This is a genomic window from Clostridium sp. FS41 (assembly GCF_000954015.1).
Classification (GTDB): Bacteria; Bacillota; Clostridia; order Lachnospirales; family Lachnospiraceae; genus Enterocloster; species Enterocloster citroniae.
In genome coordinates this window covers 1-22,820 of record NZ_JYHN01000034.1, presented here as the reverse complement: position 1 = coordinate 22,820, position 22,820 = coordinate 1, and the positions used below count along the sequence as shown (strand labels likewise).

Sequence of the window (22,820 nt, the reverse complement as noted above, 5' to 3'; positions counted from 1 at the left end):
AACACGTTTGTTATGAGTAGTTGTCATAACCTATACTCCAAAATGAGTCAAACAAGTTGAGCGCTAAACTTGTTGACTGTTTTTTTGAATTATTATGGGTATGCTATCTCCAGACTTCAACTGCAATTGAAAGGTACTTTTACAATGTTCCAAAGAGTAGAGTGTGTTTATTTTTCTGAGGATATCTGGCAACGGTATAAACTCTTCTAAATGATATTTTCGCATCAATTACCGTAGTGGCTTTTGCATATAATTAAACAACGGACCATCGCAAAAAAGGATGATCCGTTGTTTTTATCATTTTTTCGAATGAAACACAGAAAAATCTCCCAAAGCCAAGACAGGACTCAATTGTGTACAATCCTCCAAATCGACACAAACGCTCATGTATTCCATGTGTTTTGCATCCAATGGATTGCCGCTGTTTTCTGCAGTCTTAGCGGCATAGTCCAAGTCATCGGCCAATACAAACATATAGGCATATGCGGCCCCATTTTCTTGATTTAAAAAATAAATCTCCAAATGCTCTTTTTCATTTTTTAGTGTTTTATTTCCTTCCTCCTGATGTTCTTGAAGAAAAGCAATCCACTCCTGGGCCATTTCTTCCTTGCCATCTTTGATTCTCATACGCCATAACACAATATCCATGGAAACACCTCTTTCTATATTGGTTTTAACTCTTTGTTTGATATGTTTTCTTCCCTCAGAATGAAAAACAATATTTACAGCGCTCTTCCATAACCCTCGGAGCATGTATGAGCACAGTTTTTCATTTCTACTAGCCACTTTCAATGCATCAGACAAAATAGCCAGATGTACAATGTGATATTCGTACAGCCCCATATTCTTTAATAGCAACCGTATCTTCTCTACTCGCTCCTCCTACAAAGGTTGCATCAAATTTCTTGGTATTATGACAATGCCTCTGTTTCCATAAAATGTTTCACTGAGTAACCCGATAAACATACAATACGGGACAATAAACCAGTTGCCAAACATAAAGAAGCAGAGACCAAGGATAGTCTTATAGGTCAGAAGGACAAATCTTTTATTTTCCCCGCTAACCATCCGCATGTAAACCGGAGTACTGAGGAACATGAGAATTTTAACGGACAGCACCCTGTTTAGAAAACCATTCACTATGCAGATGGTATCCACAACGAACTAAATACTAATAAGCGCCGTGTTCAAAAACAGTCACCCTGTCCCCTTTACGCTAATATTGGAATTCTTCCGTCAGTTTTGCTTTCTCCACCAAATTGTTATAGGTTGGAGAAGTTTTGAGCAGTTCAAGATGAGTACCGGACGCCTCCACTCTGCCGCAGTCGATCACCACGATTTTATCTGCATTTTCAACGGATTTGAGACGGTGGGAAATAATGACAACGGTCTTATCCAGAATGAGGCGGTTCAAGCTGTCCTGGATCTTTTTTTCGTTTTCCACATCCAAAGAGGCTGCAATTTCATCCAGAATGATAATAGGTGAATCTTTCAAAAAGGCTCTGGCGATGGATAGCCGTTGGCGTTCTCCTCCGGAGAGTGTTGCTCCGTTTTCTCCAATCATCGTTTTGTACCCTTCCGGAAGCCTCCGAATAAATTCTTCGCAGTTGGCCAATCGTGCCGCCTGAATGACCTCCTCGTCTGTGGCCGTCTTTTTCCCAATGCGGATATTTTCCAGAACAGATGCATTAAACAACGTTACATCCTGGAAGACGATGGCTATCTTTTCAAACAAGGATTTTGTAGAGATTTCTTTGATATCCAGCCCGCCGATCCGGATGCTTCCGCTGTCATAATCATAAAGTCTTGACATCAGACGCAGGATACTGGTTTTCCCGCAGCCAGACACCCCCACTAAGGCAGTCACTTCGTTTTGCTTCGCGGCGAAACTGATATTCTTGAGCACTTCTGTATCCTTATCGTAAGAAAAAGACACCTGATCAAATTCAATATCATAACTTGAGATTGTCTGATCCTTGCCCTGCTGTATCTTTGTCTCCCGAATCTCCCGGATACGTTTGCACATGGAATCCAGATAATACAGCTCTGCCACATTCATGCTGACCGCTTCTACGCTCTCCCTCACCTTAATGGAGGCCAGTACATATCCCAGAAAGTACAGGATATTGAACTCTCCTGTATGCAGCATTTGGACGCCTATGAGGATTACAAGAACAAAGGCAAATTGCAGAATGACATTCGAGCACAACATAGGAATACCCGCTGAAATCTCTGCACGAAGATGGATTTTCTCACTTTCTTCCATCTTTTGATAAAGAGTCTGCCGGATCTTCTGAGTCAAGCCAAAGCTCTTGATTTCCTGCTGATTTTCAATGGCCTCCTGAAAACTCTCAGAGTTGTCCCGGAGCTTTTGATAATGTTTGAATGACTCCCGAATCTGAAGGTTTTTCGACAATAAAAGAAGCCCGAATCCAAGCAGAATCGGCAGAATGATAGCAAGCCCCAATTTAACATTGCCAAGGAGCAGCAGAACCGAAAGCAACGGAAAAAAGAACAGGAATCCCACTGCCTTTGCCATAGCGTGACTCATAGCATGCTCAATAGCTGCCACATCCGCCATGATGGTTTGCGCCAGATCCGAAAGGTCATGCCTGGAAAAGTAAGATAAGGGCAACTTGGTCAGAATATCTGCAATCTCCGTGCGAAGATTCGCGCTCTCCTGGTAAGTGGTGTTATACAGTGCATCATATTCAATTCGGAGCAGAATCCACATCACAGCCAGAACCAGGATAGATCCCCACAAATACAACCCTGTTTCCTTGACATTGTTCAACAGCAACTCATCCACCAGGAGAAGCAGCAGCATTGCGGGGAAAAAGTTAATCACATAGGCAAAGAAGGAGGCCGCGCTGGCCTTTTGCAAATCTTTGGCCCCCTTGTCGGTCAGGGCAAAATGCTTTTTAAACAGTTCTCTCATCTTACAACCCTCCATTCATTTGCCTGTTCATAGAGCGTTTGATATTCTCTGTACTTGGTATCGGTCGCCATCAACGCCGCGTCCGTTCCTCGCTCTGCTATTTTCCCGTCCTCCAAAACCAGAATTTCATCCACATTTCGAATGCTGGACAGCCGGTGTGCAATCATAATGACAGTCTTCCCCTTCATTAAGTGGGCAAACGCCTTTTGCAGCTCATGCTCATTCTCCGGGTCGATTGCCGCGCTGGCCTCGTCAAGGATCACGATCTTCGCATTCTTTAGCATTGCCCGTGCGATTGCGATCCGCTGCTTCTCACCGCCCGACAGGTATACGCCTTTGGAGCCAATCACCGTATTTTCCCGATCTTTGAACTTATTCAGAATGCTGTTACAACCTGCCTGATGCAGCGCTTCCATGACCTCCGTTCTTTGAGCGCCTGGGTTCGCCAGACGGACATTCTCGTAAATACTGATGTGAAACAAACGGACATTCTGGAACACAAAGGCGATATTGCGGATTAAGGCGTCCTCTGTATAGGCTTCGATGGGCTCTCCCCCAATCTTGACCTCTCCTCCATCCACTTTGTAAAAACCAGAAATCAATTTGGCAATCGTGGACTTTCCTCCTCCAGAAGATCCCACCAGAGCATAACTCCGGCCTTCTTTCAGAGTGAAGCTAACATCCTCCAACACCATCTGGTCTGTATACCCAAAGCATACCCGTTCAAATTCAATGTCATAGTTTTTGAATGTGCTCTTGTTTCCAAATGTAAGCCGATCCTTTTGCATATCCGAAAACACTTGCTCCAGTTTCTCAACCGCCGAAGTCCCCATGAATGCATACATACCTACATACATCACTTTCATAAAGGCGGTAAACAGTACTCCACCCAGGAATAATGTCATAATGAGTTCCACCGCCAACACGGCAGGGTCTTGAATCCGATTCAGCGTTAAGGCTGTCACTGAAACGAGTATGGCAATAGAGCCAAATAGGATCATCTGGAATAACACATATGGCGTGCGGCAACTCATAGAATAGTTCAAGGCATGTCGTGCATAATCCGTGATTGCCCGATGCAGCGTCTTGAAAGATGTAGCGTCTATGCCAAAAATCTTGAGCACCTGTATCCCGCGTATGTACTCCACGGCCTCGCTGCTCATTGTCTCCAGCGCCTTTTGGTAGATTTCCATAAACTTCTTTTCCCCGGTCATCAGGACAAGGAGCACGCCACTCAGCATGAACAGAACCAATAGAACAATGCCTACCCTCAGACTGATCAAAAAGCCCACCACAAGCGCCAAAAGCGGTGTCAGAATTGCTCCGACATTGTCAGGAATCAGATGGGCTACAATAGAATGAGTTTGGGCTGCGTTGTCATCAATGAGTTTACGTGTCTTTCCCGATGAGTTCAGATCAAAGTAGCGGAAGCTGGCATTGGTCAGGCCGTCAATTCCACGCTTGCGCAAGTTGGTCTCCAGTCGGAAGACCAACATATGCGTTAAAAGCACGGCTGCAAAATACAAGAGCGAACCGCCAATCAACAGCCCCGCAATCAGGAACGCATTATATTGAGCATGCCCCATATCTTCGTCTACCACCAATCGTTTCAAAAACTCATAGAGGTAGTAATAAGCACCTACATTGAACAATGTGGATACCACCGTCAGGCCGATTGCAAAATAGGCCAAAGGTCGCTGCTTTGGTACATAATATAGCAGTTTTTTGTATACCCCAAACATAGATACTCTCCTCCTAATATATAAGTGTATGGTTTCAGTACCCAACAGCCAGTTGGGACTTAATCCTCTCATTGTTTAAGCTGTATAATGATTAGGCATCGGTATGACAGAGTTCTCCTTGGACCATTAGCGTCCGTTAGAAAGCCAGTCAGCCAGCCTGTCATTGCAGCCGTTCGATTTATGCAGATTGAACTACCACACCACGTTCGTTTGATACCCCAGGAGATTGAATCGGCAATGAGGAATGCTGGAATCCATGCAAATTCACTTTTGGAGGTACGTAGAATGTACAACGCAGTAGGGATTGATGTCTCAAAAGGCAAGAGCACCATCGCAGTTCTGCAACCCGGCGGCACTGTAATCCGCAAACCTTTCGATGTTTCCCATACATCCCAGAACCTCAATGAACTTGCAGATTACCTTGGGTCATTAGAGGGCCCATCCAAAATCGTTATGGAATGTACGGGCAGATACCATGAGCCCATGCTTAAGGTTCTGTACGAAGCCGGATTATTCGTTTCCGTTGTGAATCCTCACCTAATCAAAAACTTCGGCAACAACTCCCTGCGCAAGGTCAAATCTGACCCGGCAGATGCCCGCAAGATTGCACGCTATACTCTTGACAACTGGGCAGAACTGCGCCAATATTCAGATATGGACGATACACGTACTCAGTTAAAAACTTTAAACTCTCAATTCAGCTTTTTTATGAAGCAGAAGGTTGCCGCAAAAGCAAACCTGATTGCCCTGTTGGATAATACTTATCCCGGTGTTAACAAACTCTTTGACAGCCCGACACGTGAGGACGGAAGCGAAAAATGGGTTGATTATGCTTATTCTTTCTGGCATGTGGACTGTGTCCGCAAGATTGGCTTAAAAACCTTTACGGAGCGCTACAAGGCTTTCTGCAAGAAGCACCACTACATCTTCCAACAGGACAAGCCCGAAAAACTGTTCAATGCCTCAAAGGAATTGGTTGCCGTCTTTCCAAAGGAGAAGACCTATAAGCTGTTGATCCAGCAAAGCATCCAGCAGTTAAACCTTGCTTCCGGACATGTGGAGCGTCTCCGTCAGGAAATGAACGCGTTGGCATCCACCCTTCCTGAATACAACACCGTGATGGGCATCTATGGCGTTGGGAAGACTTATGGCCCGCAGCTCATTGCTGAGATTGGCAACGTGTCCAGATTTACCCACAGGGAGGCATTGACCGCCTTTGCAGGCGTTGACCCCGGTGTGGATGAGTCCGGCCATCACAAGTCCAAGAGCAACAGGGCTTCCAAAGTTGGCTCTGCCAGACTGCGCAAGACCTTATTTCAGATCATGACGACCCTGCTCCAGAATGCCCCTGTGGACGATCCGGTCTATCGTTTCCTTGATAAAAAGCGGGCACAGGGAAAGCCTTACTATGTCTACATGACCGCCGGAGCGAATAAGTTTCTCCGCATTTATTATGGCAAGGTCAAAGAGTGCCTGCGGAACTTGGAGCAGGCAGAGTAACACCCGTCTCTATATCACCCCTTTCAAAGCCGGCAGTTCTGGCGGCTTAAAAGTTATACCCTAAAATATCAAATCGGCTTTTTGAAATTTTCTTCAAAAAACACTTGACTTTTTATTAGCAGGCTTTCTAGATGGATGCTGAAATCAATGTTAGTTAAGACTAACTCACGTATAATATTATCTCATTTATTTTTAAAGAAAAAAAAGAACTAGATGCAAGATTCAATCATTGACAATCAAATAGAGAACTATTCACGTTCTACGATAGTTCTCTATTTGAACATTTGCTTATTATTTCAACATAGATTGAATGAACCAAATTGTTTTGTTGTAATTTGCCACATCGTCTTCCATGTGGGCAACCACATCAAATTGATTCTCCTTGTCGGCCTGCTCACGAATGAAAGAAGCCTGGGTTCTGAGAGATTCCATATCTTTCAGAACCGTCTGCATCGCACTCTTGACATCCAACTCGACACTTTCCAACTCTGGAATTGTGGCAACTGACAAGTAACCCTTCATACTTGCCAAAGGGGCTTCTCCGTTCATTTTTAAAAGTTCTGCGATAGCATCGAGCACATCTGCAAGGGCATCATACAAGGTTTCCAGATATTCATGTGCCGCTTTAAACTGGCTCCCTACTACATTCCAATGAAGATTGTGTAATTTGATGTATGAGACACCAATGTTTGCAAGATATGCATTCACCTGAGTTGCGAGTTCTTTTTTCAAAATAACAGCCTCCTTTGATTTGAAATACATGGTTAGTCTAACTGCTCTTACGAAGTTAGTATAAACTAACCAAAAGAAAATGTCAATTCATTTTCCTATTCACGCTATTTACCCTATTATCCATATTGGGGCAAGTTTTTCACCTTTTATTCGCTAAAATAATTTTATAGAATGGGCCACAGTAGGAACGGTCAGGAAAGGTGAACGTCCCCAATCCAAAATAGCAGCGTTACCTTGATTCATACCGCTATCCATCACTTTCCCCGTCCACACTTTCGTACTCGTGAAACTGCTATCGAAAATGTAAAAAAGATGATTTATTGTGACAATCCTGCCTTCTGTGGTATCATGTATGCCTGCCTTTTCTATAGAAATTTATGTTTGACCAAAGTTGAGCAATTGAAAAATTATCCTTTATGAAGAGGCAATTATGTCATTTGACTATAAAAAAGAGTATAAATATTTTTATATACTGCAGAACAAATCATCTATCGTAACGGTTGCGAAAATAAACTGTATGGCTGTGAGGGGCAAAGATAATCTCAGCGATGAAAACGGTGAGTGTGTAGCATCCCGCAGTTTGCTGTGCGATATTGCATTTACCATTGTTCTTCCCCTTGATGGATTTTGGTTTCAGAACGCCATTACCAGAATTGACTATGCCCACAAGGGTAATTTTGAATTTATTTTATTTTTATCATTTGTTTGCCTGATTTCGTAACAAAGGCGGATTTTGATTGGGAGATTGAAGAAACAGCTTAGAAGAACAAACAAGATCTTACAAAGATTGAGTTTTTACCTATGACGAGGGTTAGTGTGTGTAATGTATTCACCTCAGTTCTTATGATGATGAATCCGAAACCATTTCCGCTAAGCTTGAATATACCGGGAAATATGATTATACTATTGACATTACGGATACTCTATCACCATGAGATTTATTTGTCCAATCCTCGCAAGCTAGCAACCGTGAAACTAAAAACCGTGGGGCACTATTCGATAAAACGAGTTAAACAATTTCCAATTCAGTGAGGCAAACAAGTCAGGATTTGCGATGATTAGGCATACGAATCTTATGATGAAATATTATGTAACGCAATGAAGGAGGAAGAATTATGTGTACAGCAGCAACTTATAAAACAAAAGATTTCTATTTTGGACGGACACTAGATTACGAAATCTCCTACGGTGAGACTGTTACAGTCACACCAAGAAATTTCAAATTGGTGTTTCGAAGTGTGGGAACAATGGAGCATCATTTTGCCTTTATAGGAATGGCTCATATAACAGAAAATTATCCACTGTATTACGATGCTGTAAACGAAAAGGGTCTGTGTATTGCCGGTCTAAATTTTGTGGAAAATGCACATTATTGTGAAAAAGAAAAAGGTAAGGACAACATTGCCCAATGGGAATTTATTCCTTGGATCATGGGTCAGTGTGCAACGGTGAATGAGGCGAGAAAACTGCTTGACAGAATCAACTTCTTGGCTGAACCGTTTAGTCCACATTTTCCTATAGCACAGCTCCATTGGATCATTTCGGATAAAAACAGCTCCATTACGGTAGAAAGTGTTAAGGACGGTATCTTTGTTTATGATAATCCTGTAGGTGTTCTCACCAATAATCCGCCTTTTCCGGTTCAAATTTTCAACTTGAACAACTATATGGGATTATCCATCGACACCCCTAAAAATTGTTTTTCCGAACATCTCAGTCTAAATGCATACAGCAGGGGCATGGGCGCTATCGGGCTCCCCGGAGACTTGTCATCTATGTCAAGATTTGTACGTGTGGCTTTTACAAAAATGAATTCACTATCCGAGAATGATGAAAAATCAAGCGTAAGCCAATTTTTCCATATATTAGGCTCCGTTGAACAGCAAAGAGGATGTTGCCGTTTGGCTAACGAGAAATATGAAATTTCCATTTACACTTCTTGCTGCAATGCCGACAAGGGTATTTACTACTATAAAACTTATGATCATCACAGCATTGTTGGTGTAGATATGAATCGGGAGGAGCTTAACGGTGAGGCACTCATCAGCTATAAGCTTATGACGGACAAAGCGTTGGAAATGCAAAATTGATAGATTCCAGTTTATCGAGAAGAGAGCAAAGCCCGCAAACAAGTGATAGGAAAGGTTACGCGCCACTTTCTCTTCAAGCTTGCCTTCTGATTTGATTCTATAAAATCAGAAGGCAAGAACCAGCACTTATCTGAGAGTACTGCGACTCAGACAGATATGGGCGGAAAGAAACATTTGTTATTCTAAAAACGAGAACACAAACTGAATAATATACAGAAAAGGGGCTTTCAAAAAGCGATGAAAGAATGCCTCTTATCGGTAACAGCATTAGGCCTTAAAAGACTGATAAAACGGTATAAGTAACCTTGTTTTGCCAGTCTTTCTATTTTGTTCCGTGAGAGGAGGAATGCAAAAATACCTCATGAAATGGATTTATCTTTTCTTACGCCTTTTGCGAAATAAATAATGGCAATCAGCCCGGCAAAAACATACCAGGCCGCATCGTACATCGGTCTAAATCCGTCAAAAAATTTCTGCGAAGTTCCCGATATGTCAACCAGTCGCACTGCTGTAGCAATGATAAGAGGAAGCAGTACAGTTGCAACGACATTGGTTATGATAGACAAAATCCTGACGGGGCTGAAAAACCGTATTCTCACAGGAATTTCTTCTCCATGCCCGTTCTTCTCGTAAAACACTGGTGTATTGTCGTATGGATTCCTTAAAATGTCATTTCTTTCCTTGTATGATGTTTATAGAAGCGAAAACATCTACTTTCCTTTCGTTTTAATATCGTGGTTTAATACATTCAGATACTGTGGACTTTTGATTTTTTCCTGTAGCCTTGACTACTCAACAGGAGTGTATTGCCGCTGCCTTTATCTGAATTGTTTATTAGCTGGATGTACCGGAGCGTCTGTTCCAATGAGTACTTATTTCAATCAAGTCTACGATGATAATCGTTGGTGGATATCACGGTATCAGACTTTTTGAAAGGGAGGTATAACCTCATGATTTATGTAGGCATTGATATTGCCAAACTCAACCATTTTGCCGCTGCCGTTTCTTTGGAAGGCGAGATACTCATCGAGCCGTTCCAATTCTCAAATGACTATGATGGCTTCTATCTGCTGCTGTCTAAGCTGGCACCACTTGACCAGCACAGCATCATCATAGGTCTTGAATCTACGGCACACTACGGTGACAACCTTGTTCGTTTCCTAATCTGCAAGGATTTTAAAGTGTGTGTTCTCAACCCTATCATGACTTCGTCCATGCGTAAAAACAATGTACGCAAGATGAAGACCGATAAAGTCGACACTTTAGTGATTGCTAAAACCCTTATGATGCAGGACTCTCTCAGGTTTTCTACCCTGGAAGATCTGGATTACATTGAACTGAAGGAACTCGGCAGGTTCCGACAGAAGACCATGAAACAGCGTACCCGTTTGAAAATTCAACTGACTTCCTATATGGATCAGGTCTTTCCGGAACTTCAGTATTTTTTCAAATCCGGTCTGCATCAGAAAGCTGTCTATGCACTCTTAAAAGAGGCTCCTATGCCAAAAGACATTGCTTCCCTGCACCTGACTCATCTCTCCAATCTCCTTGTCAAATCCTCCCATGGACACTTCACAAAAGATATGGCCAGAGAATTAAGAGTTCTCGCACAGAGGTCTGTCGGCTTAAATGACAGTTCTTTATCTATCCAGATAACTCAGACCATTGCACAGATCGAGTTATTGGATTCACAGTTATTCGAGACAGAGCTTGAAATGGCGAATCTTGTCACCTGCCTGCACTCTGTACTCATGACCATTCCCGGCATTGGAACCGTAAATGGCGGGATGATACTGGGTGAGATCGGTGATATTCACCGTTTCTCAACACTAGGTAAACTGCTTGCATTCGCTGGACTGGATCCAACTGTATACCAGTCTGGAAACTTTCAGGCTAAAAGAACCCATATGTCCAAGCGGGGGTCACGTGTACTTCGTTACGCCCTTATGAACGCAGCTCATAATGTTGTAAAGAACAATGCGACTTTCAAGGCTTATTACGACACCAAGAGAGCCGAAGGCCGGACACACTACAATGCCCTTGGACATTGCGCCGGAAAACTTGTCAGGGTCATCTGGAAGATGCTCACTGATGAAGTGGAATTCAACCTCGAATAGAGGCCTGTATACTAATATCGATAGATTTTGAAAAAGCACCTTTAGGGAGTTTCTATTAAAGTTACCCTTTTTTACCATCGATATAGAAACGGAATTTTTTGCTGATTTATACTTGACTTTTCATAGCTGGTCTTGTATGAGAAGCCATCACCGCAATCGCCCTCTCCTTCCTCGTTGTAAAGCTCGGTGACGGCAATCTCCTTCGATTGTTTAGATGAAGGTTTTTCCGGTTCCCGTGTTACAAAGCCCTTGGTGGGTTCCCCGCTACTGCCCTCCGACTGCCCCGCCTGTTCCGCTTGCTGTCCGCAGGCGCACAAGGTGGTAAGCAGGAGAACAAAGGCAAGAAACATGGCCTTATGTCCCTTTTTCAAATCACCTCACTCCTTCCGTCCCAAGATCTTTTTCATACGGATAGGCAGTAACATCAGAGTTTTCTTAGGAGTCAGTATTAACAAGACTTTTTCCTTCTCCTAAGAATTATTGTTCCAACGAAAACTCCGACAATAAGAATTAGCGCAATTGCAGCTATTATCCACCAGGAGAGCCTAAAAAACTGCTCCGTATTTGAGGACTACAGTTCTCCTGCGGATTCACCTTTTTCGGGCAAACTCGGATTTTTGATGTCCTCCCGTGAATCTGTATTCCAGGTTGATTCATTTTTTTCGGGCAAGCTTTTGCTTTGAGTGACCTCCGATGTATCTACATGGTCAGATGGTTCACTGACCGCCGCATCCGCTTTGATTACTTCTATCCTTGTCTTTTTACATACCGTGCAAGTGAATGTTCTGACACCATAAGAATTCTTTGTCGCTTCTTTCGTTACCTTGCCTTCATCCCACTGATGCCCTGTTGCAGCTACTTCTGATCGCTCAGTATGACCACAATCGCATTCCCACTCAAGTCTTGGGCTTTGATTTAGGGTTATAAAATGCACTCTCGATACGCTTTTCGTCCAAATAATCCACGTATTTCGGGCTGTACATAGGTTCCTTACGAATTTTGTAGCCGTTTTGTAGCCAGCTATTTTATACGTACTAACCGTTCGCAACGACTTGATTTGAATAATCTGCGGTGGGTTTCAATATGATTCCCGCCAATCATCAGACAAAATTGACCACCTGATTCACCTAAAAAAACATCTTGGAGATATGACTATGAGTAAACTTATTTTCTGTCAATTCAACATCGACACAGCCAGCGTAGAACTGGTTTCTGACGATGGAAGCCGGATTTCCATTGACTGCACAGCCGTTGAAAACGAAGTTGCCGACAACCGCTTCCAGCGGTCAGAGCTGAACTATCTGATCTACAAGGACCCGCTTGCCTATGCCGATCTGATTCTGAACAGCAAGCTGAACGTCCTGTTTGAATAAACCGACATGAGCATAAACGACAGCGTCCCGGTTCATAATGATTGGGACGCTGCTTATTATATCATTGTATTTTGCGAACTCATTCCTCGAACAGATACAGAAGATATCCGTAACCCTCTGCTTTCATCTTTGCGTAAGGCACAAAGCGGAGGGACGTGCTGTTGATGCAGTAGCGCACGCCATTGGGGGACTCCGGATCGCCGGTGAACAAATGACCAAGGTGAGAATCTCCGGCACGGCTTCTGACCTCTGTGCGGCGCATGCCGTGGCTCAGGTCCTCCAGTTCCACCACGGCGGGCTCTTCAATGGGCTTTGTGAAAGCCGGCCAGCCGCAGCCGCTCTCAAACTTATCCGTGGAGGAAAACAGCGGCTCGCCGGTGACGATATCCACATAGATGCCCTTCTCGAGCTGATCCCAGAACTCATTGCTGAATGGACGTTCCGTGCCGTTCTCCTGGGTGACGCGGTACTGCTCCTCCGTCAGTTTGTCCCGAATGGACTCTGCTGCGGGCTTTTGGTAGTCGCCTGGGTCGATGCGCAGCCTGGAGAACAGCTCCATCTCCGCTTTTGGAATATGGCAGTAGCCGTTTGGATTCTTCTCCAGATAGTCCTGGTGGTACTCCTCGGCGGGATAGTAGTTTTTCAGCGGGCCGATCTCCACGAAGAACTTCTCTCTGCGTCCCCGCTCGATCTCCGCGATGCGCTCCACCGTCTCCTTCGCGCTTTCGTTGGTGTAGTAGACGCCGGTCTGATACTGGCTGCCCACATCGTTGCCCTGCCGGTTCTCCACCGTGGGGTCGATTACATAGAAGTAGGCCAGCAGCAGAGCGTCAAGGCTCACCTGTTCCGGGTCGTACTCCACCCGAATCGTTTCCCGAAAGCCGGTGTTGCCCTTGCATACGGTCTGGTAGTCGGCATCCTCCTCACAGGTGCCGTTGGCGTAGCCGCTCTGAGCATCGATGACGCCGGGAATAGACTGCATCAGCTGTTCCATTCCCCAGAAGCAGCCGCCCGCCAGATAGATGACATTCTCCGTGGTATCCATATACATACCCTCCTCACCGGACATACCAGTGGATTGTCCGGTCCTTTCCGTTTTCTGCGGCATACCCATCTGCCCCGCGGTGCAGCCGCTCAGCATCAGTACCGCAGTTAGAAGAAGCGGCAATACTCTCCGATACATGGTGTCGTCCTCCTTTCCAACAGGTAAAAAGGGTTCTCGCTCAGCCCATATCGGCGGACAGTGCCTTGTCGATTTGAGCTTGCAGCGCCTCCGCCTGCGCCTTGCCGGTGATGGCGCCTACGATGGGGTCGCCCACGATGTTGCCGTTACGGTCTACCACATAGGTGGTGGGATAGGCAAAGACGTTCGTGGTAAATCTTCCCGCCTCGCCGCCGGAGGGAAAATACACGTTCCTATAGGTCGCGCCCTTCTTGGACAGCACATCCTTCGCCTCGGAAATTGCCGCTTCGTTGCCGTCCAGCGTGAAGGCGTTGATGCCGATGATCTCGCCGCCCTTCTCCGCAAGCTCCTTGTTCAGCGCGTCCAGTTCGGCAAGCTCACCCACGCAGGGATTGCAGGTGGTGAACCAGAAATTCACTACGGTGACGGCGTTGCCGGAGAACAGCTCATCGCTTTTCACCGTGTTTCCGTCCAGATCCTTGCCCTCAAAGGCAGGGAACTTCTGCATGCTGCCATCGTCCGGCGGCGTGGTCATATCGTTGCCCGCAGGCATGCTCATGTTGCCGTCCAAGGACTCCTGTGCCGCTGCGGGATACTTTTTCTCAATCATGGTCAGCTTATCTTCGATGTCGCGAATCTTCTCCGCCTCTCCCTGAATCAGTTTCAGCTCATCCGCCGTAAACTGATCCTTGGCGGATTCAATTGTACTGAGCAGGAAATCACCGTAGTTTTTGCCGTCCTCCTGCATGGTCATGCCCTTGTCGGCCGCCATGAAAACCTTTTCCCAAAGCGCTGTGTTCTCCGAGAGAATGGCATTTTCTTGCGCCATCAGCTCCTTGTGCATGGCAGCCGCTTCCTCAGCATTCTTCGGTTCGCTGCTCATTCCGTCCATTTTGTCTCCGCCCTTTGTGCCGCAGGCCGCCAGAGAGAGCACCATCAGTGCAATAAGCAGCAGTGCCAGTAATCTGCTGGTAGTATTCGTCCTATTCATCTTCATTCGTTTTATTCCTCCTACTACAATATATTTATGGTTAATATCCCTTACATCCAGTAAGGAATTATCCATCTTGTTGCTTAAGCTGTTAGAATGTAAGAGCAATCGGTATAGCGGATTCCTCCTTGGGCTTTGCGCCCGTAAATAAGTCTGCTAACCAGCTCTTCATTCGCAGCATTCGTTTTATGCAGGTTGAGCCGTCCTTTGGAATGCGTTCGTGTCACACCACAGTAGATTGAATGGGCAATGAGTAAAACTGGTATTGACCAATTGCTACCTAAGATAAAGGAGTGACATTTTTATGAGCATGAACGCAGTAGGTATTGATGTTTCCAAACGAAAGAGCACCGTGGCTATCCTACGTCCCGGCGGTGAAGTTGTCGCCAGTCCCTTTGATGTTCCCCATCTATCAGGCTGTTTCCAGCCTCTTATTCAACACATCAGAGCCTTAAACGGCCAAACACGCATCGTTATGGAATGTACGGGCCGTTACTACGAACCTGTTGCCCGCCAACTCTCTCAAGCCGGATTCTTCGTCTGCGCTGTTAATCCACAGATCATCCATGGCTTTCAAGGCCAGGACAATCCCCTTCGAAGAGTAAAAACCGATAAAGCAGATTCCATAAAAATCGCACGCTACACTCTTGACAACTGGGCGAATTTGAAACAGTATACTCTTATGGATGAACTACGCACACAGCTTAAAACTATGAACCGCCAGTTCGATTTTTACATGAAACATAAGACTGCCATGAAAAATAACCTGATCGGTCTGATCGATCTGGCCTATCCGGGAGCTAACACCTACTTCGACAGCCCCGCCCGTGAGGACGGCAGCCAGAAATGGGTGGATTTCCTTGATACTTACTGGCATGTCGATTGCGTCCGCAAAATGTCCTGCAATGCCTTTACCCTGCACTATCAAAAATGGTGTTGCCGTAAGAAGTACAACTTTAGCCGTTTAAAAGCTGAAGAAATCTACGAGACAGCAAAGGAACTGATTCCCGTACTTCCAAAGGATGACTTTACCAAACGCATCATCAAACAGGCAATACAACAATTAAACGCCGCTTCACAGACCGTGGAACAACTGCGTATACTGATGAATGAAACCGCTGCTAAACTGCCGGAATATCCGATTGTTATGGCAATGAAGGGGGTAGGCCCCTCTCTCGGTCCCCAGCTTATGGCTGAGATCGGAGATGTCGCACGTTTCACCCACAAGGGCGCTATCACGGCATTTGCCGAAGTAGACCCCGGTGTGAACGATTCCGGGGATTATTCTCAGAAGAGTGTGCATGTTTCCAAGCATGGCTCACCCGCTTTACGCAAAACACTGTACCAGGTCATGGATGTTCTAATTAAAACCAAACCGGATGATCCCGTTTATCTATTCATGGACAAGAAGCGCGCACAAGGTAAACCTTACTATGTTTACATGACCGCAGGTGCCAATAAATTTTTACGTATTTACTATGGGCGAGTGAAAGAATATCTTGCTTCTCTTCCGGCATCGGAATAACCAACACGTAAAACCTGTTTTTAGACCGGCATATCCTGGCGGTCTTATTTTGATACCCACTTTTCAACCTGTATAAATTTTTCAATGTTCTTTAAAATTTAGCTTGACTTTTTATTTGCAGGCTTGTTATTGTTATTTGTCTGCAGCGTTTCCGCTGCTTTTGCCTTATCTTTACCGTCTCCAAAGCCGTAGCGGAAACACACGGCGTTTGTGGGACAGGCGCGTATGCACATCCCACAGCGGATGCACTCGGTGTGGTTGGGCGTCTTTGTCACATCCACATCCATCTTGCAGGCTCTGGCGCATTTCCCGCAGGAGACACATTTGTTTTTGTCCACCTTCATCTGGAAGAGGGACGCCTTATTCAGCAGGGCGCAGAACGCGCCCAGCGGGCAGAGCCACTTACAAAAGGGTCGGTAAAACAGCACGCTCAGCACGATCACCGCCAGCAAGATGCCGAATTTCCATGTAAACAGGCTCCCCAGCGCCGCCCGGATGCCTGAATTGGCAAGGGACAGCGGGATGGCCCCCTCCAGCACGCCCTGTGGGCAGAGGTATTTACAGAAGAACGGGTCACCCATGCCTACATCGTTCACAAGGAACGCCGGCAGCAAGAAGACCATCACCAACAGAATGGCGTACTTGAGGTATCGCAGCGGCTTCAGCCTCTTTGTGGAAAGCTTCTTCGTGGGGATTTTGTGCAGCAGCTCCTGAAACCAGCCAAAGGGGCACAGAAAACCGCAGATGAAGCGTCCCAACAGGACTCCCAGCAAAATGAGGAAACCTGTGATATAATAGGAGAAGCTGAACTTTGACGAGCCCACCACCGCCTGAAATGCACCGATAGGACAGGCGCCGGAGGCTGCCGGGCAGGAATAGCAGTTCAGTCCCGGCACGCAGACGGTCTTTCCCGCACCCTGATACAGTCCGCCCTTGAGGAAGTTGGGCAGGTGCAAATTGGTAAGTAAAGCTGCCCCCGCCTGTATCCATCCTCGGAAGCGGGACATGGTCTGTGAAACGCCTGAAAAATTCTTACCCAATACCCACACACTCCAGACACAATTTAATGGCCTTGCTCAGTACCGTCAACGCCTCGCCTCGCCAGACGCCGAAGCACAGCATGACGACTCCCACTATCAGCAGCACGGCCTGCGCTGTTGACTTTTTCACATGGCTCAATTCCATCACCCCTTCATTTTTTCTGCCATCATCATAGCGCGGGAGAGTTAAAGTCCTTGTTAAGAACGAAAATTTAACGTAAACCTTATCTGTTTTTGCTATAATTAAGAACAACGTGAAAATGAAGAAATAAAAAAGGAGGGTTCTTATGCACCTTTTGGTCATAGAAGACGAGTGCGCTCTGTGCGAGACCATCGTCCGCAGTCTGCGGCGGCTGGCCTACAGCGTGGACTACTGCTACGATGGAGAAAAAGCACTGGAGCTGATCGCCGTTGAGAAATACGATCTCATCCTGCTGGATCTGAACCTGCCGGGGAAGGACGGCATGACGGTGCTGCGTACCCTGCGGCAGACCGACCGTGAGACGCGGGTGCTGATCCTCTCCGCCCGCAGCGAGGTGGAGGACAAGGTGGAGGGACTGGACGCGGGAGCCAACGACTATCTGGCCAAGCCCTTCCACTTAGCTGAATTGGAGGCCCGCATCCGCAGTCTGACCCTGCGGCAGTTCACCCAGCAGGATGTGATATTGACCTGCGGGGCACTGACCTTTGACACCCGCTCCCGCTCTGCCGCCGTTGGCGGACAGCCCCTGACGCTCACCCGCAAGGAGACGGGGATATTGGAATATTTAATGGTACATCAGGGGCGGCCGGTGAGTCAGGAGGAGCTGATGGATCACGTCTGGGACAACAGCGTGGACAGCTTCAGCAACTCCATCCGGGTGCATATCTCCGCCCTGCGCAAAAAGCTGCGCGCCGCGCAGGGCTACGATCCCATCCGCAACCGCATCGGCGAAGGCTATCTGATGGGAGGCGATGAGGCGTGAGAAAGATTTCCCTACAGTGGCGCATCACGCTGATGACTGTTCTGCTTATCGGCGTCACCTGCGTGGCTATGAATCTGTTGCTCTGTTCATCCGGTGTGTACTATATGGACAAAATTGCGGACGCTTTGCAGGGCAGCGGCAATGTGATCCTGAATGAGGAAGGCACGGCGAGCTTCGACCCGCAGCTCATAGCACACAACGAGGAGCTGACCATCATCGTTGTTGGGGCGCAAGGGCGCTTCCGTACCACCAACTGGTACATCACGGCTGCGGTAACACTGCTCAGCGGCATTCTTGCCTACTTCGTCAGTGGACGCGCTCTCAAGTCCCTGCGCAGCTTTGCTTCGCAGGTGGAAAAGGTGCAGATGAACAATCTGGCGGATATGAGGATCGATGAGGACGCGCTGCCGGAGTTCCGGCGGCTCAGCCGCTCCTTCAACCAGATGCTGGAGCGGCTGAACAACGCCTTTGCCGCCCAACGGCAGTTCACCGGCAACGCCGCCCACGAGCTGCGCACGCCGCTGGCGCTGATGCAGGCGCGGCTGGAGCTGTTTTCCGCGGAGCATCCCGATGTGCGGCCAGAGACGGCGGAGTTTCTCACCCTTCTGCGGGAGCAGACGGAGCGGCTGACCCAAATGACCAGAACGCTGCTGGAAATGAGCAATCTGCGGCAGGTGGCGCGGAACGAGCAAATCCAGCTCGCCCCCATGATCGAGGAGATCTTCACGGACCTCGCCCCGCTGGCGGAGAAAAACGGCATCACGCTGGAGGCGGAGGGTGACGGCATTATGACTGGCAGCGATACACTGATCTACCGGCTGATCTTCAACCTGACGGAGAATGCTGTCAAGTACAACTGGCCGGGCGGCTCGGTACGGGTTTCTGTCACTCAGGAGCTGGAAAAGCTCCTGCTCCGCGTCTCCGACACCGGCTGCGGCATCCCGGAGGTGTATCAGCGCAGTATCTTCCAGCCCTTCTTCCGGGTGGACAAGTCTCGCAGCCGGGAATACGGTGGCGCAGGACTGGGGCTCTCACTGGTATGGGAGATCGCCGACCTCCACGGCGGCTCCGTTTGGGTAGAGAAAAGTTCGGAGAAGGGCACTACCATTGCGGTGGGGTTGCCAACGCAACAATCAACGAAGCCCTAAAACCCTTTTATTCGTTTTTCGCTGCTTCGCTTGCCGCCCTGCGGCGTTCTGCGCTGTATGGGGCAGTCAGCCGAAAGGAGAACCGCCCCTTGCGTATTTCAAACTCCATGCAGCCCGTATCCGGGTCTGCGTTGGTCTGGCGGCACTCGCCGGGGTGAACTGCGGCGTAGGCGGTCAGCCTGTTCTTGAGGTCGGTGTTGTGTGTGCGGATATAGATCAGCGGCTCTTTCTCGTCAAACCATATATCGGTGGTTTTTTCCTGCTTGGTAAGCCCTGTTCTCATGCAAGCTCCTTTCTGCGCCTCTGTTACGCAATAGGGGTGTTTTTCGGGTGTTTTCTCCGGCTCTTGACTTGGGGAAAACGGAGATTTTCAGACAGGAGCACGCCGGACAAGGCCCGGTTCGTCCGACGCGCTCCTGTTGGCTATTTTCGTATTTTTACGGCTCTACACCGTAGTTGCTCACAGTTCCATGTCACACTTCTTGCAGCGCGGCATATCACGGTTTCTGGACTGCTCCGGCTTCTCTGGCTCGGTGTGGAGCATGAATTGTATGAACTCCTTGACCTTGCGGGGCGCTCGTTTGAGTGCCTCCATGAAATCCTTTGTCTGCTCTTGCAGCTTTTCATATTTGCGTTTCCATACGCTGACATCGCGCTTGAGCGTTTCCACTTTATTCTTCAAATCTCCGATCAGCCCGCGAGAAGCGATGCCCTCCTTGGCAAGCTCCTTGAGAAACTGCGCGTCCTGCGGCGTCATGGAGATGTTGCCGGAGATGGTCTTTTTCCCAATGCTGTCGATCTCGTGGAAGGAAGCTGCCGCTCCCTTCTGCTCCCTGATCTTCTCATTGTACTTTTCCATCGTTTGCTTCTTCTTATCAATCTTATCCTCGATCGATTCCAGCCGCGCCTGCTCCTGCTGCACTTTGAACTGCGTCACGGTCAGGTGATCCTCGGAGCTGCCGCGTTCGCCTCGCTCCACATCGTCATACCCTGCCTTTCGCATGGTGGCGAAGAAATCATCTTGCAGAACGGAATAGGATTTTCGGAGCACGGTTTTCCCGTTTGCGTTCAGCAGCGGTTTCCCATGCTCGTCCAGTGCGGGCTTGGAATCCCACTTTTTGCTCATACTGACCTGCTGTATCGTTTCCTTGACCGTCCCCACCAGCGATTTATCCTTGCAGCGTTTCGTCCATAGAATCTGTTTTTCCACAACGGGGATATAGACCACATGAAGGTGATAGTGGTACACGTCCTGCCCCAGCGCATCGGACATGGCGCGGTTGCGCTCGTTGGCGTGCATGACCGCAGACAGAATATATTGCTCGCCGCCTACAATTTCTATTGCAGCTTTGTAGGCATCGGTGTAAAATTGTTTTGCAAAGTCATATCCGCCGTGGTTGTGAAAGTAGGCGGTGTTTACGTCAAAAATCAGTTCGCCGTAGAGAAAGGCGTCCTCTTTCAGTCCACGGGTGGAGATGATCCCGTCCTTTTTCATCTGCTCAAACATCTCCGCATATCCAGCGGTCGGTTTCTTGAAATGAACATTGAGCCGTGTTCTCTCCGGGACAATATCCTGATTGACATAGGATTCTTTTTCCCGTTCGTTGTGCTGCTGCGCATTGCCGATTCTGGCAGCCGTCAGCCTCATATTTCTTGCGTTGGTACGGTGAATACCATCGCCTCTTGCCATAGGCAGTTTACCTCCTGATTTCAGATTGTGCAGGACGGGGCAGCTTTCGGGGAGGCACTTCTGCGGAAGTGTAATAAACCCACTATGATACTTTCATCCTGCGGCTGCAAAGTATCGTGGGCTCTCCGAGGGGGTATGCGGCTTCTGCGGAAGCCTCTGCCGGTTTTGCAGTCTGCAGTGTGGATACAAACCGCAAAAACCGGCGTGGTCAGCAGCTTATTTGCAGACAACCTCTGCGCATAATTTTCTGCCCACGTCCATCTCAAACTCTGCGGATTTTTCGATGGGGACGGGAAACGCGAGGAGACAGCAGCCAATGCATTGCCTTGTCTGCCAGCCACAGGAGCGTGGCACGCTCCTGTCACAGCTCCCAAGGAGGAACAGTCCAGCGATAGCTCTGCGGAACGCCGCGCCGGTCAAGGTATTCCTGCCGCGCCTGCCCCCGTTCTTCCTCGGTAGGGGCAGTCTTATAGCTGGAATAGAGCTGTCGGTTCAGTATGGCATCGAGCTTCTGTTCCAAGCCCTGACAGATTTCTTCTTCGTAGTCATCCTCACCCCGCAGGTGATATATGGCGAGGTCGAGAAACAGGTCATAGGGAATTTGTACAGTTTTCATTCTGTTTCGCTCCTTTCCGCGATGGTCGCAACGATAGCGATGGTTGCTCTGATGGCATCATTTTCACCGTTGCAACCGTTGCAGCCATCGCGCCGTCCTCAGTCGATTACTTCGTACTCTACATTGTCGATTACCATATAGGTGAGTTTCACCTGCCGCCCGGAGTGTTTTGCTCTGTTCTCGTACTTCACATGATACTCGTCCAGTAGCCTGCCGGATTTAACGTTCAGGTATTTGGTGAGAGCGTTTGCCGCCATGCCTGTATTGACCGTCTCCGCAAGCTCGGTCGGGCTGCCTGTCCATTCTCTGCTTTCGGAGGAAACAAGCTGGGAAACCGTATCCAATACCGGGTCGGGCGGCTCCTGATACGGCTCGTTCTCTGTCCGTTCAAGGCTCCATATCTGCGTGTCGGCATCTTTTTTCAGATATAGAATCTGATCCTGTTGATCTCGCCCCACAGCATCGACCGTGGCCTCCAATGCTGTCCGTTTCTTCTTCTGCATCAGGAGTGCTCCGTCTGCACAACCGAGAAGTCCTGTTGTGCCGGAGATCGTTTCAAAGCTGTCCCCGGCTGGCTGCTTTCTTGTGTGATGGACGGTAACGATGCAAATGCTGTGTCTGTCCGCAAAACGCTTGAGCTTTCCGATGATCTCATAGTCGCTGGCGTAGCTGTAAGCCTCGCCGCCAGCTTCTCTGATCTTCTGCATGGTGTCAATGATAACCAGCTTCGTGTCGGGATGTTCCTTTATGAAATTCTCAAGCTGCTCGTCAAGACCGTTTCCGATTTTGTTTGCTGCCGTTGCAAAATGCAGGCTGGCGGTATCCGCCACGCCGTACATCATAAACATTCGGCTCTGGATTCTCTGGAAATCATCCTCCAGTGCAAGGTACAGAACCGTACCCTGATGGACTTCATAACCCCACAGCCTTTGCCCTGTGCTGACATGGTAGGCAAGCTGCGCTACCAGAAATGATTTTCCGATTTTGGGCGCTCCTGCGAGGATATATGCCCCGGAGTAGGGGGTATCGGTTAATACCGACTTTTAACCCCTAACATGATAGAAAGAGACAATCCCAGAGAATTCGGGCCTTTTCTAAGGCAAAATTCTCTACGTGACTGTCTCTTCCTTTTTCTTGCTCCTATTTCAGGGCGCAAAACACCCTTGTTTG

General features: G+C 47.8%; 23 protein-coding genes. 8 read left to right on the top strand and 15 right to left on the bottom strand.

The annotated features are described in order from the left end of the window. Positions 1-297: 297 nt before the first annotated feature. Genes CLFS41_RS30670 through CLFS41_RS04855 form a run of 4 tightly spaced genes read right to left on the bottom strand, consistent with a single transcriptional unit; the run spans position 298 to position 4,680 of the window. A complete protein-coding gene (locus tag CLFS41_RS30670; RefSeq protein WP_242849324.1) occupies positions 298-858 on the bottom strand; it encodes a DUF6176 family protein in 561 nt (186 codons plus the stop codon). A 24-nt stretch (positions 859-882) separates the two neighbouring features. Further along, positions 883-1,158 (bottom strand): MptD family putative ECF transporter S component, encoded by a 276-nt coding sequence (locus CLFS41_RS29310; RefSeq protein WP_321010104.1) that lies wholly within the window; start codon positions 1,156-1,158, stop codon positions 883-885. A gap of 58 nt (positions 1,159-1,216) precedes the next feature. Next, entirely contained in the window at positions 1,217-2,938 is a 1,722-nt protein-coding gene (locus CLFS41_RS04860) for an ABC transporter ATP-binding protein (RefSeq protein WP_045091641.1), read from the bottom strand. Next, positions 2,935-4,680, bottom strand: coding sequence for an ABC transporter ATP-binding protein (locus CLFS41_RS04855; protein WP_045091640.1), 1,746 nt, complete (start codon positions 4,678-4,680; stop codon positions 2,935-2,937). The genes CLFS41_RS04860 and CLFS41_RS04855 overlap by 4 nt, the downstream gene beginning before the upstream one ends. A gap of 285 nt (positions 4,681-4,965) precedes the next feature. Here CLFS41_RS04855 and CLFS41_RS04850 point away from each other — a divergent pair, with 285 nt between their 5' ends. Then, the gene (locus CLFS41_RS04850; protein ID WP_045091639.1) at positions 4,966-6,180 is read left to right on the top strand and encodes an IS110 family transposase; all 1,215 of its coding nucleotides are present in this window, start codon (positions 4,966-4,968) and stop codon (positions 6,178-6,180) included. 291 nt (positions 6,181-6,471) lie between these two features. Here CLFS41_RS04850 and CLFS41_RS04845 read toward each other — a convergent pair whose 3' ends face one another. Next, a complete protein-coding gene (locus CLFS41_RS04845; protein WP_082082497.1) occupies positions 6,472-6,912 on the bottom strand; it encodes a DNA starvation/stationary phase protection protein in 441 nt (146 codons plus the stop codon). Between the two features lie 430 nt (positions 6,913-7,342). On the opposite strand from CLFS41_RS04845, the gene CLFS41_RS31115 reads away from it, so the two are divergent. Together CLFS41_RS31115 and bsh are read left to right on the top strand one after the other, a co-directional pair. Continuing rightward, on the top strand, positions 7,343-7,633 hold the full coding sequence (locus CLFS41_RS31115; RefSeq protein WP_319638389.1) for a hypothetical protein: 291 nt from the start codon (positions 7,343-7,345) through the stop codon (positions 7,631-7,633). Positions 7,634-8,027: 394 nt separating this feature from the next. Further along, a complete protein-coding gene (gene bsh, locus CLFS41_RS04835; protein WP_045091637.1) occupies positions 8,028-9,002 on the top strand; it encodes a choloylglycine hydrolase in 975 nt (324 codons plus the stop codon). A 359-nt stretch (positions 9,003-9,361) separates the two neighbouring features. On the opposite strand, the gene CLFS41_RS04830 is transcribed toward bsh, so the two are convergent. After that, positions 9,362-9,601: a hypothetical protein gene (locus CLFS41_RS04830; RefSeq protein ID WP_045091636.1), complete on the bottom strand. Its 240-nt coding sequence runs from the start codon at positions 9,599-9,601 to the stop codon at positions 9,362-9,364. A gap of 351 nt (positions 9,602-9,952) precedes the next feature. On the opposite strand from CLFS41_RS04830, the gene CLFS41_RS04825 reads away from it, so the two are divergent. After that, positions 9,953-11,119 (top strand): IS110 family transposase, encoded by a 1,167-nt coding sequence (locus tag CLFS41_RS04825; protein WP_045091635.1) that lies wholly within the window; start codon positions 9,953-9,955, stop codon positions 11,117-11,119. Between the two features lie 71 nt (positions 11,120-11,190). Here CLFS41_RS04825 and CLFS41_RS04820 read toward each other — a convergent pair whose 3' ends face one another. After that, positions 11,191-11,490 carry a hypothetical protein gene (locus tag CLFS41_RS04820; protein ID WP_045091634.1) on the bottom strand — a complete coding sequence of 100 codons (300 nt, stop codon included), beginning with the start codon at positions 11,488-11,490 and terminating at the stop codon, positions 11,191-11,193. A 783-nt stretch (positions 11,491-12,273) separates the two neighbouring features. Here CLFS41_RS04820 and CLFS41_RS04815 point away from each other — a divergent pair. Then, positions 12,274-12,492 carry a DUF6061 family protein gene (locus CLFS41_RS04815; protein WP_045091633.1) on the top strand — a complete coding sequence of 73 codons (219 nt, stop codon included), beginning with the start codon at positions 12,274-12,276 and terminating at the stop codon, positions 12,490-12,492. Positions 12,493-12,571: 79 nt separating this feature from the next. Here the strand turns inward: CLFS41_RS04815 and msrB are convergent, their stop codons facing one another. Both msrB and CLFS41_RS04805 read right to left on the bottom strand, forming a co-directional pair. Further along, the gene (msrB, locus tag CLFS41_RS04810; protein WP_045091632.1) at positions 12,572-13,675 is read right to left on the bottom strand and encodes a peptide-methionine (R)-S-oxide reductase MsrB; all 1,104 of its coding nucleotides are present in this window, start codon (positions 13,673-13,675) and stop codon (positions 12,572-12,574) included. 40 nt (positions 13,676-13,715) lie between these two features. Further along, positions 13,716-14,666: a TlpA disulfide reductase family protein gene (locus CLFS41_RS04805; RefSeq protein WP_045091647.1), complete on the bottom strand. Its 951-nt coding sequence runs from the start codon at positions 14,664-14,666 to the stop codon at positions 13,716-13,718. A 310-nt stretch (positions 14,667-14,976) separates the two neighbouring features. Between CLFS41_RS04805 and CLFS41_RS04800 the strand changes: the two genes are divergently transcribed. Next, positions 14,977-16,191, top strand: a complete 1,215-nt coding sequence (locus CLFS41_RS04800) for an IS110 family transposase (protein ID WP_200895079.1) — start codon at positions 14,977-14,979, stop codon at positions 16,189-16,191. Between the two features lie 98 nt (positions 16,192-16,289). Here the strand turns inward: CLFS41_RS04800 and CLFS41_RS04795 are convergent, their stop codons facing one another. Further along, positions 16,290-17,198 (bottom strand): 4Fe-4S binding protein, encoded by a 909-nt coding sequence (locus CLFS41_RS04795; protein ID WP_118020222.1) that lies wholly within the window; start codon positions 17,196-17,198, stop codon positions 16,290-16,292. A gap of 25 nt (positions 17,199-17,223) precedes the next feature. Next, positions 17,224-17,376 carry a CD1871A family CXXC motif-containing protein gene (locus CLFS41_RS30975; protein WP_252208481.1) on the bottom strand — a complete coding sequence of 51 codons (153 nt, stop codon included), beginning with the start codon at positions 17,374-17,376 and terminating at the stop codon, positions 17,224-17,226. A gap of 142 nt (positions 17,377-17,518) precedes the next feature. Between CLFS41_RS30975 and CLFS41_RS04790 the strand changes: the two genes are divergently transcribed. Together CLFS41_RS04790 and CLFS41_RS04785 are read left to right on the top strand one after the other, a co-directional pair. Then, positions 17,519-18,196: a response regulator transcription factor gene (locus tag CLFS41_RS04790; protein WP_045091629.1), complete on the top strand. Its 678-nt coding sequence runs from the start codon at positions 17,519-17,521 to the stop codon at positions 18,194-18,196. Next, positions 18,193-19,344: a HAMP domain-containing sensor histidine kinase gene (locus CLFS41_RS04785; RefSeq protein ID WP_045091628.1), complete on the top strand. Its 1,152-nt coding sequence runs from the start codon at positions 18,193-18,195 to the stop codon at positions 19,342-19,344. The genes CLFS41_RS04790 and CLFS41_RS04785 overlap by 4 nt, the downstream gene beginning before the upstream one ends. Positions 19,345-19,351: 7 nt before the next feature. Here the strand turns inward: CLFS41_RS04785 and CLFS41_RS04780 are convergent, their stop codons facing one another. From CLFS41_RS04780 to CLFS41_RS04765, 4 genes are all read right to left on the bottom strand, one after another. Further along, positions 19,352-19,627: a hypothetical protein gene (locus CLFS41_RS04780; protein WP_045091627.1), complete on the bottom strand. Its 276-nt coding sequence runs from the start codon at positions 19,625-19,627 to the stop codon at positions 19,352-19,354. Positions 19,628-19,804: 177 nt separating this feature from the next. Then, entirely contained in the window at positions 19,805-21,034 is a 1,230-nt protein-coding gene (locus tag CLFS41_RS04775) for a plasmid recombination protein (RefSeq protein ID WP_045091626.1), read from the bottom strand. Between the two features lie 361 nt (positions 21,035-21,395). After that, complete coding sequence (locus CLFS41_RS04770; RefSeq protein WP_045091625.1) at positions 21,396-21,650, bottom strand: hypothetical protein; 255 nt, start codon at positions 21,648-21,650, stop codon at positions 21,396-21,398. A 98-nt stretch (positions 21,651-21,748) separates the two neighbouring features. Then, positions 21,749-22,654 carry an AAA family ATPase gene (locus CLFS41_RS04765; RefSeq protein WP_330376853.1) on the bottom strand — a complete coding sequence of 302 codons (906 nt, stop codon included), beginning with the start codon at positions 22,652-22,654 and terminating at the stop codon, positions 21,749-21,751. Positions 22,655-22,820: the final 166 nt, after the last annotated feature.